This window comes from Streptomyces luteireticuli (assembly GCF_041519305.1).
Lineage (GTDB): Bacteria > Actinomycetota > Actinomycetes > Streptomycetales > Streptomycetaceae > Streptomyces > Streptomyces luteireticuli.
In genome coordinates this window covers 4,038,107-4,058,795 of the sequence record NZ_CP167927.1, presented here as the reverse complement: position 1 = coordinate 4,058,795, position 20,689 = coordinate 4,038,107, and the positions used below count along the sequence as shown (strand labels likewise).

The window sequence follows — 20,689 nt, the reverse complement described above, 5'->3', positions numbered from 1 at the left end:
CGTTCGTCCTCAAACGCCGGACGGGCTATTCAGCCCGTCCGGCGTTTGAGGACTTCGCCCGAAGGGCGAATGGGGTCCGGGGTCTCCCCGGAAGAAACGGTGAAAGGGCGGGACAGGGGCAAAACCCCCTAGGCAGTCGCCGGGCGCACGCGGCCCACGACCTCGCCCAGGCCCACCCGGGCCCCGTCCGGGCCCGGCGCCCAGCCCGTGATGACGACCTCGTCACCATCCGCCAGCCACGGCCCCTTCCCACCCGTAAGCTCCAGCAGACACCCCAGCTGATCCGGCTCGGGACCGCTCACGGTCCCGGAGGCGAACAGATCGCCCGTCCTCAACGTCGCCCCGTTGACCGTCATATGGGCCAGCTGCTGCGCCGCCGTCCAGTACATCGCGGAGAAGGGCGGCCGCGAGACGACCTCGCCGTTGATGCGGACCTCCAGGCGGAGGTCGAGGCCGCCCGGCTCGGGCGAGGCCGAGTCGTCGAGGTACGGCAGCAGCGGGTACGTCCGCGACGGCGGGGCCGTGCGCGCCGCGTCGAAGGCCTCCAGGGGCGTCACCCAGGCGGAGACGGACGTCGCGAAGGACTTGCCCAGGAAGGGGCCGAGCGGGACGTACTCCCACGCCTGGATGTCGCGCGCGGACCAGTCGTTGACCAGGCAGACGCCGAACACGTGGTCGCGGAAGGCCTCCAGGGGGACCGGCCCGGGCGACGGCGTGCCGACGACGAAGCCGACCTCCGCCTCGATGTCGAGGCGGAGCGAGGGGCCGAAGGACGGTGCCGCGTCGGAGGGCGCCTTGCGCTGCCCGCGCGGGCGCACGACGTCCGTGCCGGAGACGACGACCGTGCCCGCGCGCCCGTGGTAACCGATGGGCAGGTGCTTCCAGTTGGGGGTCAGCGGCTCGCTGTCCGGGCGGAAGATCCGTCCCACGTTGGACGCGTGGTGCTCGCTCGCGTAGAAGTCGACGTAGTCCGCGACCTCGAACGGCAGGTGGAGCGTCACCTCGTCCAGGGAACGCGCGTACCCGCCCGGCAGCACCCCCGCGTCGAGCAGGCCGCGGATCTCCGCGCGGACGGCCTCCCAGACCGGGCGGCCCGCGGCCATCAGCGGGTTGAGGACCGGCTGGTCGAGCAGATCGGCGTAGGGGGAGCCGTGTTCGGCCGCGGCGGTCGCCACGTCGAGCACGAACGCGCCGTGGCGCACGCCGATCCGGGGGTGGTCGGGGGCGTCGGGGGTGGTGAAGACGCCGTACGGGAGCGCGTCCGGCCCGAAGGGGTCGCCCTCGGGGATCGCGTGGGGGCTGTGCTGGGGCATGGGTGTCGCGGCCTCGCCTTCTCCACTCGGAGACTCGGAACTGGTCACACATTACGTGTTGACGGCCGACGGGCAAGAGATGTTCGAGCGGCGTTCCAACAGGCGTTCCAGCCGTGGGAAAAGGTAGGGCAATGTCCGGTAACTCCTTGCTGGAGCCGTCGATTCCGAAGTAGCGTCCTAAGTCGGGTCACACACAGTGGGGGGCCGCTGAGGCTGGGTGGCCGAGGGGGGAGCCGGTGGCGAGCAGGAGTGTGTCCGTGGCGGCGGACCGGTCGGTGCCCGGATTGATCGTGAAGTTCGGCAACTATCCCCTGCACCACGGCGGCGTCGGCGCCATCCGCAGTCTCGGCAGACTCGGGGTGCCCATGTACGCCATCACCGAGGACCGCTGGACGCCGGCCGCCTCCTCCCGGTATCTGACCGGCCGCTTCGTCTGGCCGACGACGGGCACGGAGCGGGCCGGGGACCTGGTGGCGGGGCTGCTGCGGATCGGCGACCGGATCGGCCGGCCGGCCGTGCTGCTGCCGACGGACGAGGAGGCGGCCGTGCTCATCGCCGAGCACGCCGAGGTGCTGGCGGGACGGTTCCTCTTCCCGCCGGTGGAGCGGGAGTTGCCGAGGAGACTCGCGAGCAAGCAGGGGCTGCACGAGCTCTGTGTGGAGCACGGGGTGCCGGCGCCGGCCACGCTGTTCCCCGCCTCGTACGAGGAGATCGAGAAATACGCGGCGACGGCGGTGTTCCCGCTGGTGGCCAAGAACCGCGAGGCGTTCGAGCGCCGCCGCCGCCCCGCGGTGTCCGGCACCACCCGCATCGCCGACGCCCGCGGGCTGCTGGAGCTGGCGCGCGAGTGGGGGCCGTGCCCGGGGGTGATCCTCCAGGAGTACCTGCCCCGGGAGGAGGCCGAGGACTGGATCGTCCACGCCTACTTCGACGCGGACAGCGCGCCGCAGGCCCTGTTCACCGGGGTCAAGGTGCGCTCCTGGCCGCCGCACGCGGGTATGACGGCCAACGCCTACATCGTCGACAATCCCGAACTGGCCGCCCTGGCCGCCCAGTTCATCAAGCAGATCGGGTTCTGCGGGATCATAGACCTGGACTGGCGGTTCGACCGGCGCGACGGGCGGTACAAGCTGCTGGACTTCAACCCCCGGATGGGCGCCCAGTTCCGGATGTTCGAGAGCGAGGCGGGCGTCGACGTCGTCCGGGCGCAGCATCTGGACCTCACCGGCCGCCGGGTGCCCGAGGGCGAACAACTGGCCGGGCGGCGGTTCGTCGTGGAGAACATCGACCTGCCCGCCCTCGCCGCGTACCGGCGCAGCGGCTACACCACCCCGCACGCGCCCGCCAAGGCGACCGGAACGGAGCTGGCGTGGGCCGCACGGGACGACATAAAACCGTTCTTCACCATGTGCGCCCGGCTCGTCCGGCCGGGCGTGCGGCACCTGTGGCAGTTGTGGCGCTCCCGGCGCCGCTCCGCCACGGCGGCCGCCGGCACCGAGCTGGTCCGGCGATCCCCCGTCGAGTAGTTCCGGCGGTCCTTCGGACGGGCCGCCCGCGGGGCGTCCGAAGGACCGTCCGGACGGTCCGGGCCCCCGCAGTCCACGTGACGCAGCAGACCGGCCCAGCGGGCCGGGCAACGCCCTGGGAGGGGACACGTGACACTTCCGGTAGCAGTGATCGGGGCCGGTCCGTACGGCCTGTCGACGGCGGCCCATCTGAAGGCGCGCGGGGTCCCGACACGGGTCTTCGGCGCGCCGATGGTGGCCTGGCGCGAGCAGATGCCCGCGGGGATGCTGCTCAAGTCCACCCCGGTGGCCTCGAACATCGACGCGCCCCAGCCGGGGCACACCCTGCTCGACTACTGCCTCGACGTGGGGGAGCGGCGGTACGAGTCGGACTGGGACGTCATCCCGGTCGAGACGTTCGCGGGCTACGGGCTGTGGTTCCAGCAGCGGCTGGTCCCGCATCTGGAGCAGGTCCGGGTGAAGTCCGTCGAGCGGCGGCCGGGCGGGCCCGGCTTCGAGCTGAAGCTGGACTCCGGCGAGCAGTTCGCGGCCCGCGCGGTGGTCGTGGCCACCGGGCTGAGCGGGCTGGCCCGGGTCCCCGCCGAGCTGACCGCGGCCGTGCCGGACGGGCCGGTGGACGGCGGGCCGTTCTCGCACAGCTCGCACCACCGCGACCTGTCCGGCTTCGCCGGGCGCGACGTGGCCGTCGTCGGCGCCGGGCAGTCGGCGCTGGAGACCGCCGTGCTGCTGGCCGAGGCGGGCGCCGCGTCGGTGCGGGTGGTCGCGCGGCGGCGGGGCGCGGTGCGCTTCGGGGCCGCGCCCGACGGGCAGTCGCCGTTCAAGCCGGACACGCCGTTCGGCCGGGCCTGGTCGCTGTACGCCTTCTCGTACCACGCGGACGGCTTCCGCCGACTGCCCCCGCAGCTGCGGGAGTACCTGGTGCGCAAGGTGCTCGGGCCGCTCGGCGCGTGGTGGCTGCGCGAGCGCTTCATCGGCCGGGTGGACGTCACCGAGGGCAAGCGGATCGTCCGGGCGCGGCTCGCCGAGGGCCGTCCGGTCCTCACCCTGGCCGCCACCGGCACCGGCTCCGGCCCCGCGGAGGAGACCGAGCTCGCCGCCGACCACGTCATCGCGGCGACCGGCTACCGGGTGGACCTGGGCGCCCTCGACTTCCTCGGCGACAGCGTCCGCGCCCGGCTCGCCACCGGGGCCGGCGGCCCGCGGCTGGGGGCGGGGTACCACTCCTCGGTGCCCGGGCTCTTCTTCACCGGTCTGCCGGCGGCGGCCAGCTTCGGACCGGTGATGCGGTTCGTGTGCGGCACCGAGTACGCCTCGCCGCGGCTGGCGCGGGCCGTGGCGGCGCTCCGTTAGGGGGCCACGGCTGCCGGGCGCGCCCCGGGTCCTCCTCCGCCGGGGGAGGACCCGGGGCGCACTCGGAGGTCCCGGGGAGGGTCGGTGACGGGTCGTCGTTCGAGCAGGCGGTCACGATGATCCAGAACCGACCGGATACGCTGACTTTTGGTGAAGACAGCGACACATCGACAATCCCCGTGATCGCAGGCAGACAGGAGTACCCCTCGTGACCGTCGTCGGGCCCTTCGGGCTGAGCGTGCGGGACCAGGCTCTTGAAGCCGACGTCCAGGCAGGGTTGGCCGCTGTCGAGGAAGGCCTTCTGGAGGCCACCAAGAGCGGTGTGCCCTTCATCACCGAGGCCGCGCAGCACCTCGTCCGGGCCGGGGGCAAGCGGTTCCGTCCGCTGCTGGTGACGCTCGCCGCCCAGTTCGGCGACCCGTACGCCCCGGGGGTGGTGCCCTCGGCCGTGGTCGTCGAGCTCACCCACCTGGCCACCCTGTACCACGACGACGTCATGGACGAGGCGGACATCCGGCGGGGCGCCGCCAGCGCCAACGCCCGCTGGGGCAACTCCGTGGCCGTCCTCACCGGCGACTTCCTCTTCTCCCGGGCCTCGCAGATCCTCGCCGACCTCGGCCCGGAGGCCGTCCGCATCCAGGCCGAGGCGTTCGAGCGCCTGGTCACCGGCCAGATCCTGGAGACGGCGGGCCCGCGCGACGGGCGCGACCCCATCGAGCACTACCTGGACGTGATCGCCGGCAAGACGGGCTCGCTGATCGCCGTCGCCGGCCGCTACGGCGCGATGATGTCCGGCGCGGACGAGCGCGTCGTCGAGATCCTCACCCATTACGGTGAGCGGCTCGGCACCGCCTTCCAGCTCGCGGATGACGTCCTGGACATCGCCAGCGACTCCCACGAGTCCGGCAAGACCCCGGGCACCGACCTGCGCGAGGGCGTTCCCACCCTGCCGGTGCTGCACCTGCGCGCGAGCGCCGCGGCCACCGGCGCGCCGGAGGACGTCGAGCTGTGCGAGCTGCTGGAGGGCGACCTCGCCGACGACGACCGGCTCGCCGAGGTGCTCCGCCGGCTGCGCGTCCACCCGGCCCTGGAGCAGGCCCGCCGGGACACCGTCCGCTACGCGCAGGAGGCCCGCGCGACGCTGGCGCCGCTGCCCGACTGCACGGCCAAGGCCGCGCTGGAGGAGCTCTGCGACGCGGTCTGCCACCGGGCCGGCTGACGCTCCGTTCGTCTTTTGTCAGGGGTCCCTTCATCCGGCCGGAGGGCCGCCCCTTAGGGGGCGTCATACCGCAGAGGTACGGGGAGTTGATCCCCCTGGCTGATGACCCGGGCGTCGCGGCTTGGTGGAATGGGAAGGGTCGTGCCGGAGAGCGTGCGGGGGCAATCCTCCCGACTCCGGTGCCCCCGCCGAGCGGTCGGGCCACAATTGAGCCCAGGTGTGGGCGAGTGCACGACGTGAACAGACCGCCGCAGACGACGGAGGTAGAGCACATGGCACGCATTCAGCCGGCACCGGACCCCGCGGACCCCGTGACGTCCGGAGCCAACGGCCCCTCGGGCCCGGGCCGCCGCAAGGCCGTCCGCTACGCGGTGCCCGTCGCGGTGGCGGGCGTCGCCGCGGCGACGATCGGCATCGGCTCCGCCCTGGCCAGTTCGGGCGACCCCGATCTGCCGAAGATCAGCGCGCAGGACCTGATAGCCAAGGTGGCCGCGTCGGACACCCAGCAGCTGTCCGGCTCGGTGCGCGTCACCACGGACCTCGGTCTGCCGTCCATGCCGTCCGGCATGTCCTTCGGCGGTTCCGGGGACGGCGCCAAGGGCGGGAAGGGCGGCGCCTCGCCGCAGGACCGGCTCACCGAGCTCGCCTCCGGCACGCACACCCTGCGCGTCGCGGCGGACGGCCCCGAGCGCCAGCGTGTGTCGATCGTCGAGCGCGCCGCCGAGTACAGCATGGTCCGCAACGGCGACCAGGTCTGGGCGTACGACAGCGGCAGCAACACCGCGTACCACGCGAAGGCTCCGCAGAAGCAGCAGAAGCACCAGAAGGAGTCCTCGAAGTCCGGCCTGGAGAGCGCCTCCCCGCAGGAGCTCGCCAAGAAGGTGCTGGACGCCGCGGGTCCGGACACCGACGTCGCCGTGGACGGCACGGCGAAGGTGGCCGGCCGGGACGCCTACCAGCTCACCCTGAAGCCCAAGCAGGACGACACCACGGTCGGCGCCGTGCGCATCGCGGTGGACGCGAAGAACGGCGTCCCGCTGAAGTTCACCCTCGCCCCGAAGGGCGGCGGCAAGGCCGTGGTCGACGTGGCCTTCACCAAGGTCTCCTTCGACAAGCCGTCCGCCTCCACCTTCTCCTTCACCCCGCCGAAGGGCGCCAAGGTCACGGAGGGCTCCGAGGAGAAGGGCCACGAGAAGGGCCACGAGGCGGGCAAGGGCAGGCTGCCCGTCGCCCCGCCCGGCATCGGCACCGGCTCCGCCGCCAAGGTGACCGGCACCGGCTGGTCCTCGATCGCCGAGTTCTCCGGTGGCGGCAAGGGCAAGCTGCCCGGCGGGAAGGGCGACGGTGCGAAGGGCGACAAGACCTCGGCCGACGCCGCGTCCCTGCTGGACAGCTTCGGGACCAAGGTCTCGGGCGACTTCGGCACCGGCCGCGTCGTCAGCACCCGGCTGGTCAACGCCCTGCTGACCGACGACGGCAAGGTCTACGTCGGCGCGGTCACCAAGGACGCGCTGGTGAAGGCCGCCGACTCGGCCGCGCACAAGTAACCGGCCGAGCAGCGGTGAAGGGGGGATCCGTGACGGAGCCGGCGGCGGCCATCGAGACGCGGGGGCTCACCAAGCGCTACCGCGGGGGCCAGCTCGCGGTGGCGGGCCTCGACCTCGTCGTGCCGCGCGGCAGTGTCTTCGGGTTCCTCGGCCCCAACGGATCGGGCAAGACCACCACGATCCGGATGCTCATGGGGCTGATCGAGCCGACCGCCGGGCTCGCCCGGGTGCTCGGCGAGCCGATGCCGGCCGCCGGGGCCCGGGTGCTGCCCCGGGTGGGGGCCCTCATCGAGGGCCCCGCGCTCTACGGCTTCCTCTCCGGCCGCGACAATCTGCTGCGCTACGACGCCGCCGACCCCGCCGCCGATCCGCGCACCCGGGCCGCCCGGGTGGCCGCGGCGCTGGAGCGGGTGGGCCTGGCCGGCGCCGCCGGCAAGAAGGCCCGCGCGTACTCGCTGGGCATGAAGCAGCGCCTCGGCCTCGCCGCGGCCCTGCTCCAGCCCCGCGAGCTGCTCGTCCTGGACGAGCCGACCAACGGGCTGGACCCGCAGGGCATGCGCGAGATCCGCACCCTGGTGCGCTCGCTGGCCTCCGAGGGGACCACGGTCTTCCTCTCCTCCCACCTCCTCGACGAGATCGAGCAGGTCTGTACCCATGCGGCGGTGATGTCCCGGGGCCGGCTGCTCACCCAGGGCACCGTCGGCGAGCTGGCCGCCTCCACCCGCGGCCGGCTGGCCGTCACCACCCCCGACACGGCGGACGCGGTCCGCGTCCTCAAGGAGCACGGTGTGAACGATCTGGTGGTCGCCGACGACCGCGTCACCGGCGAACCCGCCCCGGGCCCGGCCGACCTCGCGGACCTCAACGCCGCCCTCGTCCGGGCGGGCGTGCGCGTCCGGGCCTTCGGGACGGAACGGGCCTCGCTGGAGGACGCGTTCGTGGCGCTCACCGGGGAGGGCTTCGATGTCGCAGGCTGAGGCGGTGCGCCGGCCGGCGCCGGTGACGTGGCGGCTGTCCCTCTTCCGGAGCGAGATCGTCACCGTGTTCCGGCGCTGGCGCACGCTGGTGCTGCTCGGGGTGCTCGCCGCCGTTCCGGTCCTGGTCGGCATCGCCGTGAAGATCGAGACCGGTGGCGGGCGGGACGGGTCCTTCGGCGAACACGGCGGGGACGGGCCGGCGTTCGTCAGCCAGGTCACCAACAACGGGCTCTTCCTCGTCTTCGCGTCGCTCGCCGCGACGCTGCCGTTCTTCCTCCCCATGGCGATCGGGGTGATCGCCGGTGACTCGATCGCCGGCGAGGCGGCGTCCGGCACCCTGCGCTATCTGCTCGTCGCCCCGGCCGGGCGGACGCGGCTGCTCCTCGCGAAGTTCACCACGACGATGGTGTTCTGCGTGGTGGCGACGCTGGTCGTGGCCGTTTCGGCGCTGCTGGTGGGGGCGTTGCTCTTCCCCCTGGGCGAGGTGACGCTGATCAGCGGGACGACCGTGTCGTTCGGGGAGGGACTCGTCCGGGCCCTCGCCATCGCGGGCGTCGTCGCGGCGTCGCTGGTGGGCATCGCGGCGGTGGGGCTGTTCGTCTCGACGCTCACGGGGAGCGGGATCGCGGCGATGGCGACGACGGTGGGGCTGCTGATCACGGTGCAGATCCTCGACCAGTTTCCGCAACTGCATGCGGTGCAGCCGTATTTGTTCCCGCACTACTGGTTGAGCTTCGCCGATCTGCTGAGGGATCCGGTGTACTGGGACCAGTTGTGGCGGAACCTGGCGCTTCAGGGGTTGTATGCGGCGGTGTTCGGGTCGGCGGCGTGGGCGAGGTTCACGTCGCGGGATGTGACGGCGTAGGGGGGTTTGCCCCTGGCCCTCCCCCAGAGGGGGCACCCCCATTTCACCGTTTCCCCGGGGAGACCCCGGACCCCATTCGCCCTTCGGGCGAAGTCCTCAAACGCCGGACGGGCTGAATAATCAGCCCGTCCGGCGCTTGAGGACAGCGCACCACCACGCTTAGAACGTCAGCTTCCAGCCATTCACCGTCCCGGAATCCTGCGGCGCCACATCCTGCGCCCGCAGCTTCCAGACGCCGTTCGCCGTCTCCGTCGACGCGTCGACCGTGTACGTCGTCACGACGTCCGCCGCCGAGTCGTTCCCGTCCGAGGACTTCAGGCGGTATGTGCGCCCGCTCGGGCCGACCAGGTCGAGCACCAGGTCGCCGCGGTAGGTGTGCGTGATGTTGACGCCGACCTTCAGCGAGGACGGCGCGTTGCCCGTCAGCCCGCTCACCGTGATCGGCGACTCCACCGCCGGCCCGGCGTCCGGGATCGCCACGGCCGCCTTGCTCTCGAAGACCGTGCCGCCCGGCGGTGTCGTCGACGAGCCGCCGCTCAGCTTCCACACCGCGCCCGCGATCGCCGTGCTGTTCGTGCCCAGCGCCTTGTCGTCGATGTTCGACGACGTGTCGCAGGAGCGGTGGTAGCAGGCGTCGAACGCCCGGCCCGCCGTACCGCCCCAGTTCCTGGCCTGCTCGGCGGTCTTGATGTAGTCCGCGCCGCTGAAGAGGCCGCCGACGGGTATGCCCGCCTGCTGGAAGGGGGCGTGGTCGGAGCGGCCGTCGCCCTCGGTGTCCACCTCGGTCGCGATGTTCCGCGCGGTGAACCAGTCCTCGAAGAGGGACTTGAGCGAGGCGTCGTAGCCGTAGACGAAGTATCCCGGGTTCGGCGAGCCGATCATGTCGAAGTTGAGGTACGCGTCGATCTTCGAACGCTCGCCGGTGGGCAGCTGGTTGACGTAGTACGAGGAACCGCGCATGCCCAGCTCCTCCGCGCCCCACCAGCCGAACCGCAGGTGTTTGTCCGGCTTGTAGCCGGACTTGGCGACGGAGAGGGCGACTTCGAGGACGCCGGCGGAGCCGGAGCCGTTGTCGTTGATGCCGGGGCCGGCGGAGACGGAGTCGAGGTGCGAGCCGGCGAACACCACATGGTTCGGGTCGCCGCCGGGCCAGTCGGCGACGAGGTTGTAGCCGGTGGCGCCACTGGTGCTGAACTGCTGGACGCTGGTGGTGTAACCGGCCGCGTCCAGCTTGGACTTCACATAGTCGAGGGATGCCTTGTAACCGCTGCGGCCGTGCGCGCGGTTGCCGCCGTTGGCGTTGGCTATGGACTGCAACTGGTTGAGGTGGGCCTTGACGTTCGCCGCGGGTATCTCGGGGGCGTCGGCGGCCGGCCGGGTGGTGGGTACCCGGGCCGGTGCCGCCGGAGCCGCGATCGCGGGGGCCGATGCGAGGCCCAGGAGGACGGCCGTCAGGGCCGCACCGGCGGCCGTTCGGCGTCTTCGGGGGGTGACGGGCAGGGTGGGTCCGTTGAGAACGAACATGGGGGGCTCCCAACTCCTTTGACGTGCCCATGATGTTCAGTGGACCCTTGAAGACGCGTCAAGAGCGGGTTTCGGACACCGGACTCCGTTCTCCGGATACCGGGCGCTCGGCTGCCGTCGCCTTGTCCCGCGCCGCGTTCAGCTCCGCGCGCCCCGCCCGCGCCGCCCGCAACGCGTCCCACGTCAGCACCGCCAGCGCCAGCCACACCAGCGCGAAGCCCGCCCACCGCTCGGTGGGCATCGACTCGTGGAAGACGGCGAGGCCCAGCGCGAACTGGAAGATCGGGGCCAGATACTGGAGCATCCCCAGGACGGACAGCGGCAGCTTCACGGCCGCCGCGCCGAAGGAGACCAGCGGCAGCGCGGTGATGGCGCCGGAGGCCACCAGCAGTGCGGCGTGCCCCGCACCCTCGCTCGCGAAGGTGCTCCCGCCGCCACCGCCGAGGAACAGCAGATAGGCCAGCGCCGGCAGGAACTGCACGGCCGTCTCCGCGGCCATCGACTCCAGCCCGCCCAGCCCCACCTTCTTCTTGATCAGGCTGTAGGTGCCGAAGGAGGCCGAGATGCCCAGGGCGATCCACGGCAGCTTCCCGTAGCCGGCCGCGAGCACGACCACCGCCGCCGCGCCGATGCCGACCGCCGCCCACTGGGCCTTCCGCAGCCGCTCGCGCAGAACGACGACGCCGAGGGCGATGACGACGAGCGGATTGATGAAGTAGCCGAGCGAGGTCTCGACGACGTGGCCGCTGTTGACGGCCCAGATGTAGATGCCCCAGTTGACCGAGATGGTGGCCGCGCCCAGCGCGATCATGCCGAGCCGTTTGGGCTGCCGCAGCAGCGGGGGTATCCAGGCCCAGCGCCGGGTCACGGCGAGCACGACGACGACGGTGACCAGCGACCACACCATCCGGTGGGCGAGGATCTCGGACGCCCCGGAGGGTTCCAGCAGCGGCCAGTACAGGGGGAAGAGCCCCCAGATCGCATAGGCGGCGACACCGTACAGGAACCCCGCACGTGTCTCGTCCCGCTGAGTGCCCGGCTGTGTGCCCGGCTGAGTGTCCGGCTTCACGGATCCCTCCCGGTGGTGCGACGGCGACCCGGCGAAGGTAACGCCGCCCCGGGGTGCGTGTCATGTCCGTATCGGATGACGGTCATGACGTGCCGGTATCCGGGGCACCGCTCCCTTCCTGCCGTGTCGCGCGCAGCAGTTCCACGGCCTTGGTGACGTCGAACGGGAGGATCGTCACCGCCACGTTCGGCAGGTGCTCCAGCGCCCGGGCGATCAGGTCGCCGGTGTCGCGGTGGAGCATCCGGCCGAGCGGGTTCGAGTGGGTGCGCCGGGGGATCAGCAGGGTCAGCGCCGTCGCCGGGTCGGCCGTCGTCCGGGCCGCGAGCTCGGTGACGGCGTGCCGCAGCCGCCGGTCCGGGCAGTCCACCAGCTCCAGCGGGATATCCGTGCCGGGCGTCGCGTCCCACCGGGCCGCGAGCCGGCGCGCCCGCTCCTCGTCGATCACGAAGTGCACGGCCCGCACCTCGTCCGGCCGCAGCTCGTGCGCGTAGCGCAGCGCCTTGACGGTGGCCAGGTCGAGCGCGTCGACGAGGACGTGGACGAGGTGGCGGCGCCAGTGCGGCCGGTCGGTGGTGAACGCCGGGACGTTCTCCAGGGCCTCGGCCTCCTCCCGGTACTGGCGGTTGATGCGGATCAGCGCCCACACGCCGAGCGGGAAGACCACCACGACCAGCCAGGCGCCCTCGGTGAACTTGGTGATCGCGAAGACCAGGACGACCAGGGCGGAGACCACGGCGGCGGCCGCGTTCACGGCCACCTTCCAGCCGCGGCCGGGCTCCCGCCGCCGCCAGTGGTGGGCGGTCATGCCGGCCCCGGCCATGGTGAAGCCGGTGAAGACCCCGATGGCGTAGAGGGCGACGAGCTTGTCGACATTGCTGCCGGTCACGAAGAGCAGGGCCAGCGAGATGACGGTGAGGCAGATGATGCCGTTGGAGAAGGCGAGGCGGTGGCCGCGCCGGGTCAGCTGGCGGGGCAGGAAGCGGTCCTCGGCCACGAAGCTGGCGAGGAACGGGAAGCCGGTGAACGGCGTGTTGGCGCCGGTGTAGAGGATGAGCGCGGTGGCGAGCTGGACGTAGACCAGCCCGGTGGTGCCCAGCCAGCCGTCCCCGAAGACGAGGTGGGCCTCCTGGGAGAGGACGGTCGGATTGCCGTCCAGGTACGGGATGGCGTGGGTGAAGTGGGCCAGCACCGACACACCGAGCACCATCACGCCGAGGATGGCGCTCATCACGGTCAGGGTGCGGCGGGCGTTGCGCCCCTGCGGGCTGCGGAAGGTGGAGACGCCGTTGGAGATCGCCTCCAGACCGGTGAGGGAGGAGCCGCCGTTGGCGAAGGAGCGCAGCACCATGAAGAGCGAGGCGCCGTAGAGCCAGCCGTGCCCGGGGGAACCGAGCGGATAGGCGCCCTGCGCGTGGAGGTCGGCGTGCGGCAGGCCGCCGGTCAGCCCGCGCACCAGCCCGATGACCAGCAGCAGCGCGATGGCGGCCATGAAGAGGTAGGCGGGGGCGGCGAACGCCCGGCCCGCCTCCCGGATGCCGCGCAGGTTCCCGTACATGAGGACCACCACGACGGTGACGGTGATGGGCAGCTTGAGGTGGTCGATTCCGTGGTACCCGTGGCCGACCAGGTGCGCGAGGGAGATCAGCGCGTCGGTCCCGGCGGCGGACTGGACGGCGACGGTGACGATGTAGTCGATCAGCAGGGCGACGGAGGCGATCTGGGCGACGCGGGGGCCGAAGTTCTCGCGGGCCACGACATAGGAGCCGCCCGCCCGGGTGTAGACGGAGACGACGTCGCGGTAGGAGAGCGTCACCAGGAGGAGGACGAGGAGGATGGCGCAGGCGACCAGGGGCACCAGGTCGAAGGCGGCGGCGCCGATCACCGGCACGAGGATGATCAGCATCTCCTCCGGGCCGTAGGCGGTGGAGGAGATGCAGTCGGAGGCGAGCACGCCGAGGGCCATCGGGTTGGACAGCTTCTCGTGGGCGAGGGCCTGGGTGACGAGGGGCGGTCCGAGGAGGCCGCGTTTGACGCGGTAGAGGAGGCGTTCGCGGACGAAGGGTTCGGCGGGGGCGGCCATGACCATATGAGAGCGGGTGCCCTGTGGCCGCCCGGGCAGACGCGGCGGGCGGGCACCCGTTCGGTGGGTGCCCGGCGCGGGTGTCCGAGTGCCTCGGTCCCGCTCTTTCGCCGCCCCCTCCGGGGGAGGCGAAAGAGCGGGGAGGGGAGAGAACTAACCCACCACCGTCCACGTGTCGTTGCCCGCCAGCATCGCCGACAGCTCGCCCTTCCCCTTCTGCTCCACCGCCGCCTCCAGCTGGTCCGCCATCAGCGTGTCGTACACCGGCCGCTCCACGCTCCGCAGGATGCCGATCGGCGTGCGGTGGAGGGTCTGCGGGTCGGCCAGGCGGGAGAGGGCGAAGGCCGTCGTGGGGGAGGAGGCGTGCGCGTCGTGGACGAGGACGCGCGACTCGTTCTCCGGCGTCACCTCCACGACCTCCAGGTCACCGGTGTCCGGGTTGCGGACGACGCCCTTCGATCCCTCCGCGCCGAAGCGGATCGGCTGCCCGTGCTCCAGCCGGATCACCGCCTCCTGCGCCTGCTCACGGTCCTTGATCGCGTCGAAGGCGCCGTCGTTGTAGATGTTGCAGTTCTGGTAGATCTCGACCAGGGCCGTGCCGGGGTGGTCGGCGGCGGCGCGCAGGACCTCGGTGAGGTGCTTGCGGTCCGAGTCGACCGTGCGGGCCACGAAGGACGCCTCGGCGCCCAGGGCGAGGGAGACCGGGTTGAAGGGGGCGTCCAGCGAACCCATCGGCGTGGACTTGGTGATCTTGCCGACCTCGCTGGTCGGCGAGTACTGGCCCTTCGTCAGGCCGTAGATCCGGTTGTTGAAGAGCAGGATCTTCAGGTTGACGTTGCGGCGCAGCGCGTGGATGAGGTGGTTGCCGCCGATGGAGAGCGCGTCGCCGTCACCCGTGACGACCCACACCGACAGGTCGCGGCGCGAGGTCGCGAGGCCCGTCGCGATGGCCGGGGCGCGGCCGTGGATGGAGTGCATCCCGTAGGTGTTCATGTAGTACGGGAAGCGGGAGGAGCAGCCGATGCCGGAGACGAAGACGATGTTCTCCTTGGCGACGCCGAGTTCGGGCATGAAGCCCTGGACGGCGGCCAGGATCGCGTAGTCGCCGCAGCCGGGGCACCAGCGCACTTCCTGGTCGGACTTGAAGTCCTTCATGGACTGCTTGGCTTCGGCCTTGGGCACCAGCTTGAGCGCCTCAGACATCGATGGCCTCCTTGAGCACGGTGGCGAGCTGCTCGGCCTTGAACGGCATGCCGCTGACCTGGGTGTGGGAGTGGACGTCCACGAGGTACTCGGCGCGCAGCAGTGTGGCGAGCTGGCCGAGGTTCATCTCGGGCACGACGACCTTGTCGTACCGCCGGAGCACCTCGCCCAGGTTGCGCGGGAAGGGGTTGAGGTGGCGCAGGTGGGCCTGGGCGACCCGGTGCCCCTCGGCGCGGACGCGCCGCACGGCGGCGGTGACGGGCCCGTAGGTCGAGCCCCAGCCGAGGACGAGGGTGCGGGCCTCGCCGCTCGGGTCGTCGACCTCCACGTCGGGGACGGAGATGCCGTCGATCTTGGCCTGCCGGGTGCGGACCATGAAGTCGTGGTTGGCCGGGTCGTAGGAGATGTTGCCCGTGCCGTCCTGCTTCTCGATGCCGCCGATGCGGTGCTCCAGGCCGGGCGTCCCGGGGACGGCCCACGGCCGGGCCAGCGTCTCGGGGTCGCGCTTGTAGGGCCAGAAGACCTCGGTGCCGTCGGCCAGCTCGTGGTTGGGCGTGGTGGCGAACTGGACGCGCAGGTCGGGCAGTTCGTCGGGCTCGGGGATCCGCCAGGGCTCGGAGCCGTTGGCCAGGTAGCCGTCGGAGAGCAGGAAGACGGGCGTCCGGTAGGTGAGCGCGATGCGCGCGGCGTCGAGGGTCGCGGCGAAGCAGTCCGCGGGCGTCTTCGGGGCCACGACCGGCACCGGGGCCTCGCCGTTGCGCCCGTACATCGCCTGCAGCAGGTCCGCCTGCTCGGTCTTGGTGGGCAGGCCGGTGGACGGGCCGCCGCGCTGGATGTCCACGACGAGCAGCGGCAGTTCGAGGGAGACCGCGAGGCCGATCGTCTCGGACTTCAGGGCCACGCCGGGGCCGGAGGTCGTGGTGACCGCGAGCGCGCCGCCGAAGGCCGCGCCGAGCGCGGCGCCGATGCCGGCGATCTCGTCCTCCGCCTGGAAGGTGCGTACGCCGAAGTTCTTGTGCTTCGACAGCTCGTGGAGGATGTCGGAGGCCGGGGTGATCGGGTACGAGCCGAGGTAGAGCGGCAGGTCGGCCTGGTGGGCGGCGGCGATCAGCCCGTACGCCAGGGCGAGGTTGCCGGAGATGTTGCGGTAACTCCCGGGCGGGAACGCGGCGGTGGCGGGGGCGACCTCGTAGGAGACCGCGAAGTCCTCGGTGGTCTCGCCGAAGTTCCAGCCGGCCCGGAAGGCGGCCACGTTGGCCTCGGCGATCTGCGGCTTCTTGGCGAACTTCTTCCGCAGGAACGCCTCGGTGTTCTCGGTCGGCCGGTGGTACATCCACGACAGCAGCCCGAGGGCGAACATGTTCTTGCTGCGCTCGGCCTCCTTGCGCGGGAGCCCGAACTCCTTGAGCGCCTCCAGCGTCAGCGTGGTGAGCGGCACCGGGTGGACGTTGTACGCGTCCAGCGAGCCGTCCTCCAGCGGGCTGGTGTCGTAACCGACCTTGGCCATCGGGCGCTTGGTGAACTCGTCGGTGTTGACGATGATCTCCGCGCCGCGCGGCACATCGCCCAGGTTGGCCTTGAGCGCCGCCGGGTTCATCGCGACCAGGACGTTCGGGGCGTCGCCCGGCGTGAGGATGTCGTGGTCGGCGAAGTGCAGCTGGAACGACGAGACGCCGGGCAGGGTGCCGGCGGGGGCGCGGATCTCGGCCGGGAAGTTCGGCAGGGTCGACAGGTCGTTGCCGAAGGAGGCCGTCTCGGAGGTGAAGCGGTCACCGGTGAGCTGCATGCCGTCGCCGGAGTCGCCCGCGAAGCGGATGATCACGCGGTCCAGCCGGCGGACCTCCTTGCCGCCGGAGCGGGGTGCGGCGCCGCGCTGTCCTGCGAGGCGCGACGGTTCGTCCCCGGCACCCGGCGGGGAGAACCCTGGCTGTTCGGCTGAATCGGCCTGCTCGGCCGGGCTGCTGACCTGGCTGGTCACTGCTTCGGACCTCCCTCATGACGGCGGCCCCGCGCTGTGGTGGTGCCGACCGGCGTTCCCATCGTCATCGTACGTGGGCGGGACACGGCCACCCGGGACGGAGCACGGGAAGGGAGGGCCCCGCGGCCGTCATCCATCCTGGCACGCCGCCGCCGGAGGGCCGTACGGAATGGCCACAGGCTGCCGCCGGGGCTGCGACCGCGGTCGCAGGTCCCCGGGACCAGCCCTCCCACCAGCGGCGCAGCCACGACCTGACAGATCGTCGGGCGGGCGGGTTTGGATCAGGAGCGCAGGTAGGTCAGCACCGCGAGAACGCGACGGTGATCCCCGTCACTCGGCGACAGCCCGAGCTTCAGGAAGATGTTGCTGACGTGCTTCTCCACCGCTCCGTCGCTGACGACGAGCTGCCGGGCGATGGCGGAGTTCGTCCGCCCTTCCGCCATCAGGCCGAGCACCTCCCGCTCGCGCGGGGTGAGGTTGGCCAGCACGTCCTGCTTGCGGCTGCGGCCGAGCAGCTGGGCGACCACCTCGGGGTCCAGCGCGGTGCCGCCCCGGGCGACCCGGACGACCGCGTCGACGAACTCGCGGACCTCGGCCACCCGGTCCTTCAGGAGGTAGCCGACACCCCTGCTGCTGCCGGCCAGCAATTCGGTCGCGTACTGCTCCTCGACATACTGCGAAAGGACCAGGACCCCCAGCTCCGGAAAGTCGCGGCGGAGCCGTACGGAGGCGCGGACGCCCTCGTCCGTATGGGTCGGGGGCATCCGGACGTCCGCGACCACCACGTCCGGCAGGGCGCCCTCGTCGGCGAGCTCGCGCACCGCCTTCAGCAGCGCCTCCGCGTCCCCCACACCGGCCACGACCTCGTGCCCGCGGTCGGTCAGCAGCCGGGTCAGGCCCTCGCGGAGCAGCACTGAATCCTCGGCGATGACCACTCGCACCCTGTCCTCGACCACGACGTCCGGCCCCCTGGCTCACTGCTCGGCTGTTGGAGCCCACAGCATCGCAGCAAGTGGGGGTGCGCCGCCTGTCGGCCGCCGCCTGAAGGCCGCCGCTCACCGGTCGCGCCAGGGCAGTTCCGCCGTGATCGTTGTCGGGCCGCCGGCGGGGGAGTCGACGACCAGCAGTCCGTCCACCGAGCCGAGGCGTTCGGCGAGTCCGGCCAGTCCGCTGCCCTCGGCCGTGGACGCGCCGCCCTGCCCGTCGTCCCGCACCTGGAGCATGATCCGGTCCGCCGAACGCCAGATCTCCACGCGGGCGGTGCGGGCGCGGCTGTGCTTGCTGATGTTCTGGAGGAGTTCGGAGACGGTGAAGTAGGCGATGCCCTCGATGGCGGGGGCGGGGCGGGTGTCCAGGTCGACCTGGACGGCGACGGGGACGGTGCAGCGGCCGGCGACGGAGGAGAGGGCGGCGTCGAGTCCGCGGTCGGTGAGGACGGCGGGGTGGATGCCGCGGGCGAGGTCGCGGAGTTCCTGGAGGGCGAGTTTCACCTCGCCGTGCGCCTCGTCCACCATCCTCGCCGCGGCCTCGGGGTCCTCCAGCAGCTTCTCCTTGGCCAGGCCGAGGTCCATGGCGAGGGCGACGAGGCGGGCCTGGGCGCCGTCGTGGAGGTCGCGTTCGATGCGGCGGAGGTCGGCGGCGGCGGTGTCGACGACCACGCCGCGGTCCTGCTCCAGCTCCGCCACCCGGGCGTCGAGCCGGGACGGGCCGAGCAGCGAGCGCACCAGCAGCCCGTCCACGCAGGCCATCGCGTGCAGCACCCACGGGGTGACGAGCACGACCACCAGGCCGACCAGGCAGGTGGCGGCGATCTCGAAGGGGTTGTCGAGGTAGATCTGGACGCCTCGGGTGTCGCTGTAGAGCCCCATGCCCGGGGTGCCCCACCAGGTGGGGTACATCCACTGGTACGCCGGGTAGAGGAACAGCGCCCAGCCCACGAGCATCGACACCAGCGACACGGTGAAGGTGCAGACCGCCCACGGCAGTTGCACCACCGCATGGATCAGCTGCCGCCATGAGGCGCCGCTGCGCAGCAGCGACCAGGTCCAGCCCAGCGGCCCGCCGCCGCGGTTGCCCGCCTGGACCGGGTGCGGCGCCTCCACCTCGACGCCGAGCAGCACCCGGGCCCGCGTCCGCTCGACGGCGCCGAGCAGCCGCGCGCCGGCGAGGCCGAGCGCCAGGACGGGCAGCCCGATGAAGGTGACCAGCAGGCCGAGGCCCAGCGAGACGGTGACGACGCCCCAGGTGAACCCCGCGAGCGCGATCGGCAGACTCAGCTGGGCGTGGAGGAACTCGCGCCAGGTGCGGCCCGAGAGGGGCGCCCGCAGTACGAGGGGCAGCCGGTGCGTCCGGGGTGCCGCCCCCGACAGGTATCCGTGCTCGATGGCCATCTGGGTCCTCTTGTCGTCCGCTCGTTCGCGCCGCTGCGCCCTGCCCCCGTGCCGGGAGCCCGTCGTCTCCGTTCGCCCAGCTTCTCCCGGGCGGCGGGGGCACGGCCATGTGGGGAGTGGGTGTTCCGGGGGTGGGGTTGTCCCTACCTCGGGGGCGGGCCTCGGGGGCGGGACGGGCGGCCGGGCGTCCCCTTGGGCCGGGGCGGCCGGGGTACGGCGGGCCGGTGCCGGCGGGTGCCACCGGCCAGTGCGCAGGGTGCGGCCGGGGCGGTGGGTCGGGCGGTCGGGGTCACCGCTGGGCCGCCGGACCGGACCGCGTGGGGTCGTCCGGCGCCCCGGCGGGGAGCGCCTGAACGCCGGCCCGCCGGGCCGGCGTTCAGGTGACCGTCCGTCAGGACGACCCGCGCGACCGCCAGGGCAGTTCGGCCGTCACCACGGTCGGGCCGCCGGCGGGGGAGTCCACCTCGAACAGTCCGTCCACCGAGCCGAGGCGTTCGGCGAGTCCGGCCAGTCCGCTGCCCTCGGCCGTGGACGCGCCGCCCTGCCCGTCGTCCCGCACCTGGAGCAGCAGCCGGTCGCCCGCCCGCCAGACCTCGACCTGCGCGGTGCGGGCGCGGCTGTGCTTGCTGATGTTCTGGAGGAGTTCGGAGACGGTGAAGTAGGCGATGCCCTCGATCGCCGGCGCCGGCCGGGAGCCGAGGTCCACGTGCACGGCGACCGGCACCGTGCAGCGGCTCGCCACCGAGGAGAGGGCGGCGTCGAGTCCGCGGTCGGTGAGGACGGCGGGGTGGATGCCGCGGGCGAGATCGCGGAGTTCCTGGAGGGCGAGCTTCACCTCGCCGTGCGCCTCGTCCACCATCCTCGCCGCCGCCTCCGGGTCCTCCAGCACCTTCTCCTTCGCCAGACCCAGACCCATCGCAAGGGCGACGAGGCGGGCCTGGGCGCCGTCGTGGAGGTCGCGTTCGATGCGGCGGAGGTCGGCGGCGGCGGTGTCGACGACCACGCCGCGGTCCTGCTCCAGCTCCGCCACCCGCCGCTCCAGCTCGCTGGACGGGGACAGCAGACCGCGCGCCATCGCCCGGTCCACCGTCGTCAGCCCCCGGGCCAGATGGCCGAGAACCGGCCAGGCGACGAAGAGCGCCGCCAGGGTGACGCCGAAGGTGAGCACGCCCCAGGGCAGCCGGATCATCGCGTACAGGGTGGAGCGCCAGGCCACCGTGTCCTTGAGGGTCTCCCAGACCCGGCGCGCGAACCCCCCGCGGCGGCCGCGCGGCAGTGGGCTCGGCTCGTCGATCCGCAGGCCCAGCAGCCGCCGGGCCCGGCCCCGCTCCAGCCGTGCGAGGGGGCGCATGCCCGCCAGCCCCGCTGCCAGCAGCGGCAGGCCCACCACCGTGAACGACAGCACCAGGCCGGGGAACAGCCACAGCACGGTGTACACGAACCCGATCAGGCCCGTCGCCACGTTGGCCAGCAGATGGGCGACCTCCTTCCAGGTCCGGGCGTCGAAGGCGAACCGGGCGGGCGGCAGCGCCTCGTCGTCGGCGGCCGTGCTGGTGGTGCGGGTGGTCATGGCACCAGCCTGCCCGGCGCCGGCCGCCGTCCGCCATGGGGGCCCCGGGAGCCGCCGGGTGGGGAGAACCCCACCCCC

At 72.5% G+C, this 20,689-nt stretch carries 15 protein-coding genes; 6 read left to right on the top strand and 9 right to left on the bottom strand.

Features of this window, described 5'->3' with window-relative positions; all coding sequences use genetic code 11:
- Window positions 1-128: 128 nt before the first annotated feature.
- Complete coding sequence (gene fahA / locus AB8735_RS17965; RefSeq protein WP_372408412.1) at window positions 129-1,313, bottom strand: fumarylacetoacetase; 1,185 nt, start codon at window positions 1,311-1,313, stop codon at window positions 129-131.
- 251 nt (window positions 1,314-1,564) lie between these two features.
- Here fahA and AB8735_RS17960 point away from each other — a divergent pair, with 251 nt between their 5' ends.
- From AB8735_RS17960 to AB8735_RS17935, 6 genes are all read left to right on the top strand, one after another.
- Window positions 1,565-2,839, top strand: a complete 1,275-nt coding sequence (locus tag AB8735_RS17960) for an ATP-grasp domain-containing protein (protein WP_372411867.1) — start codon at window positions 1,565-1,567, stop codon at window positions 2,837-2,839.
- Between the two features lie 129 nt (window positions 2,840-2,968).
- Window positions 2,969-4,189, top strand: a complete 1,221-nt coding sequence (locus AB8735_RS17955) for an NAD(P)-binding domain-containing protein (RefSeq protein WP_344018441.1) — start codon at window positions 2,969-2,971, stop codon at window positions 4,187-4,189.
- Between the two features lie 208 nt (window positions 4,190-4,397).
- On the top strand, window positions 4,398-5,408 hold the full coding sequence (locus AB8735_RS17950; RefSeq protein ID WP_344018443.1) for a polyprenyl synthetase family protein: 1,011 nt from the start codon (window positions 4,398-4,400) through the stop codon (window positions 5,406-5,408).
- 272 nt (window positions 5,409-5,680) lie between these two features.
- Entirely contained in the window at window positions 5,681-6,955 is a 1,275-nt protein-coding gene (locus tag AB8735_RS17945) for an outer membrane lipoprotein carrier protein LolA (RefSeq protein ID WP_372408411.1), read from the top strand.
- Between the two features lie 29 nt (window positions 6,956-6,984).
- Complete coding sequence (locus AB8735_RS17940; RefSeq protein WP_344018448.1) at window positions 6,985-7,932, top strand: ABC transporter ATP-binding protein; 948 nt, start codon at window positions 6,985-6,987, stop codon at window positions 7,930-7,932.
- Window positions 7,919-8,797 carry an ABC transporter permease gene (locus AB8735_RS17935; protein ID WP_372408410.1) on the top strand — a complete coding sequence of 293 codons (879 nt, stop codon included), beginning with the start codon at window positions 7,919-7,921 and terminating at the stop codon, window positions 8,795-8,797. The genes AB8735_RS17940 and AB8735_RS17935 overlap by 14 nt, the downstream gene beginning before the upstream one ends.
- A 159-nt stretch (window positions 8,798-8,956) precedes the next feature.
- Here AB8735_RS17935 and AB8735_RS17930 read toward each other — a convergent pair whose 3' ends face one another.
- The 8 genes from AB8735_RS17930 to AB8735_RS17895 form a co-directional block, all read right to left on the bottom strand.
- Window positions 8,957-10,321, bottom strand: a complete 1,365-nt coding sequence (locus AB8735_RS17930) for a M28 family metallopeptidase (protein WP_372408409.1) — start codon at window positions 10,319-10,321, stop codon at window positions 8,957-8,959.
- 58 nt (window positions 10,322-10,379) lie between these two features.
- Complete coding sequence (gene rarD / locus AB8735_RS17925; RefSeq protein ID WP_372408408.1) at window positions 10,380-11,390, bottom strand: EamA family transporter RarD; 1,011 nt, start codon at window positions 11,388-11,390, stop codon at window positions 10,380-10,382.
- A gap of 82 nt (window positions 11,391-11,472) precedes the next feature.
- Window positions 11,473-13,470, bottom strand: a complete 1,998-nt coding sequence (locus AB8735_RS17920) for an APC family permease (protein ID WP_372408407.1) — start codon at window positions 13,468-13,470, stop codon at window positions 11,473-11,475.
- 153 nt (window positions 13,471-13,623) lie between these two features.
- Window positions 13,624-14,673 carry a 2-oxoacid:ferredoxin oxidoreductase subunit beta gene (locus AB8735_RS17915; RefSeq protein ID WP_344018460.1) on the bottom strand — a complete coding sequence of 350 codons (1,050 nt, stop codon included), beginning with the start codon at window positions 14,671-14,673 and terminating at the stop codon, window positions 13,624-13,626.
- Window positions 14,666-16,651, bottom strand: a complete 1,986-nt coding sequence (locus tag AB8735_RS17910; RefSeq protein ID WP_344018462.1) for a 2-oxoacid:acceptor oxidoreductase subunit alpha — start codon at window positions 16,649-16,651, stop codon at window positions 14,666-14,668. Before AB8735_RS17910 ends, AB8735_RS17915 begins: the two co-directional genes overlap by 8 nt.
- A 281-nt stretch (window positions 16,652-16,932) precedes the next feature.
- Complete coding sequence (locus AB8735_RS17905) at window positions 16,933-17,592, bottom strand: response regulator transcription factor (protein ID WP_344018480.1); 660 nt, start codon at window positions 17,590-17,592, stop codon at window positions 16,933-16,935.
- 114 nt (window positions 17,593-17,706) lie between these two features.
- Window positions 17,707-19,041, bottom strand: a complete 1,335-nt coding sequence (locus tag AB8735_RS17900) for a sensor histidine kinase (RefSeq protein ID WP_372408406.1) — start codon at window positions 19,039-19,041, stop codon at window positions 17,707-17,709.
- 391 nt (window positions 19,042-19,432) lie between these two features.
- The gene (locus tag AB8735_RS17895; RefSeq protein ID WP_372408405.1) at window positions 19,433-20,611 is read right to left on the bottom strand and encodes a sensor histidine kinase; all 1,179 of its coding nucleotides are present in this window, start codon (window positions 20,609-20,611) and stop codon (window positions 19,433-19,435) included.
- Window positions 20,612-20,689: the final 78 nt, after the last annotated feature.

Excerpts from the sequence above, each read along its gene's own strand:
- fahA (WP_372408412.1), bottom strand. The coding sequence starts at position 1,313 with ATGCCCCAGCACAGCCCCCACGCGATCCCCGAGGGCGACCCCTTCGGG.
- AB8735_RS17945 (WP_372408411.1), top strand. The coding sequence starts at position 5,681 with ATGGCACGCATTCAGCCGGCACCGGACCCCGCGGACCCCGTGACGTCC.
- AB8735_RS17935 (WP_372408410.1), top strand. The coding sequence starts at position 7,919 with ATGTCGCAGGCTGAGGCGGTGCGCCGGCCGGCGCCGGTGACGTGGCGG.
- AB8735_RS17930 (WP_372408409.1), bottom strand. The coding sequence starts at position 10,321 with ATGTTCGTTCTCAACGGACCCACCCTGCCCGTCACCCCCCGAAGACGC.
- AB8735_RS17920 (WP_372408407.1), bottom strand. The coding sequence starts at position 13,470 with ATGGCCGCCCCCGCCGAACCCTTCGTCCGCGAACGCCTCCTCTACCGC.
- AB8735_RS17915 (WP_344018460.1), bottom strand. The coding sequence starts at position 14,673 with ATGTCTGAGGCGCTCAAGCTGGTGCCCAAGGCCGAAGCCAAGCAGTCC.
- AB8735_RS17900 (WP_372408406.1), bottom strand. The coding sequence starts at position 19,041 with ATGGCCATCGAGCACGGATACCTGTCGGGGGCGGCACCCCGGACGCAC.
- AB8735_RS17895 (WP_372408405.1), bottom strand. The coding sequence starts at position 20,611 with ATGACCACCCGCACCACCAGCACGGCCGCCGACGACGAGGCGCTGCCG.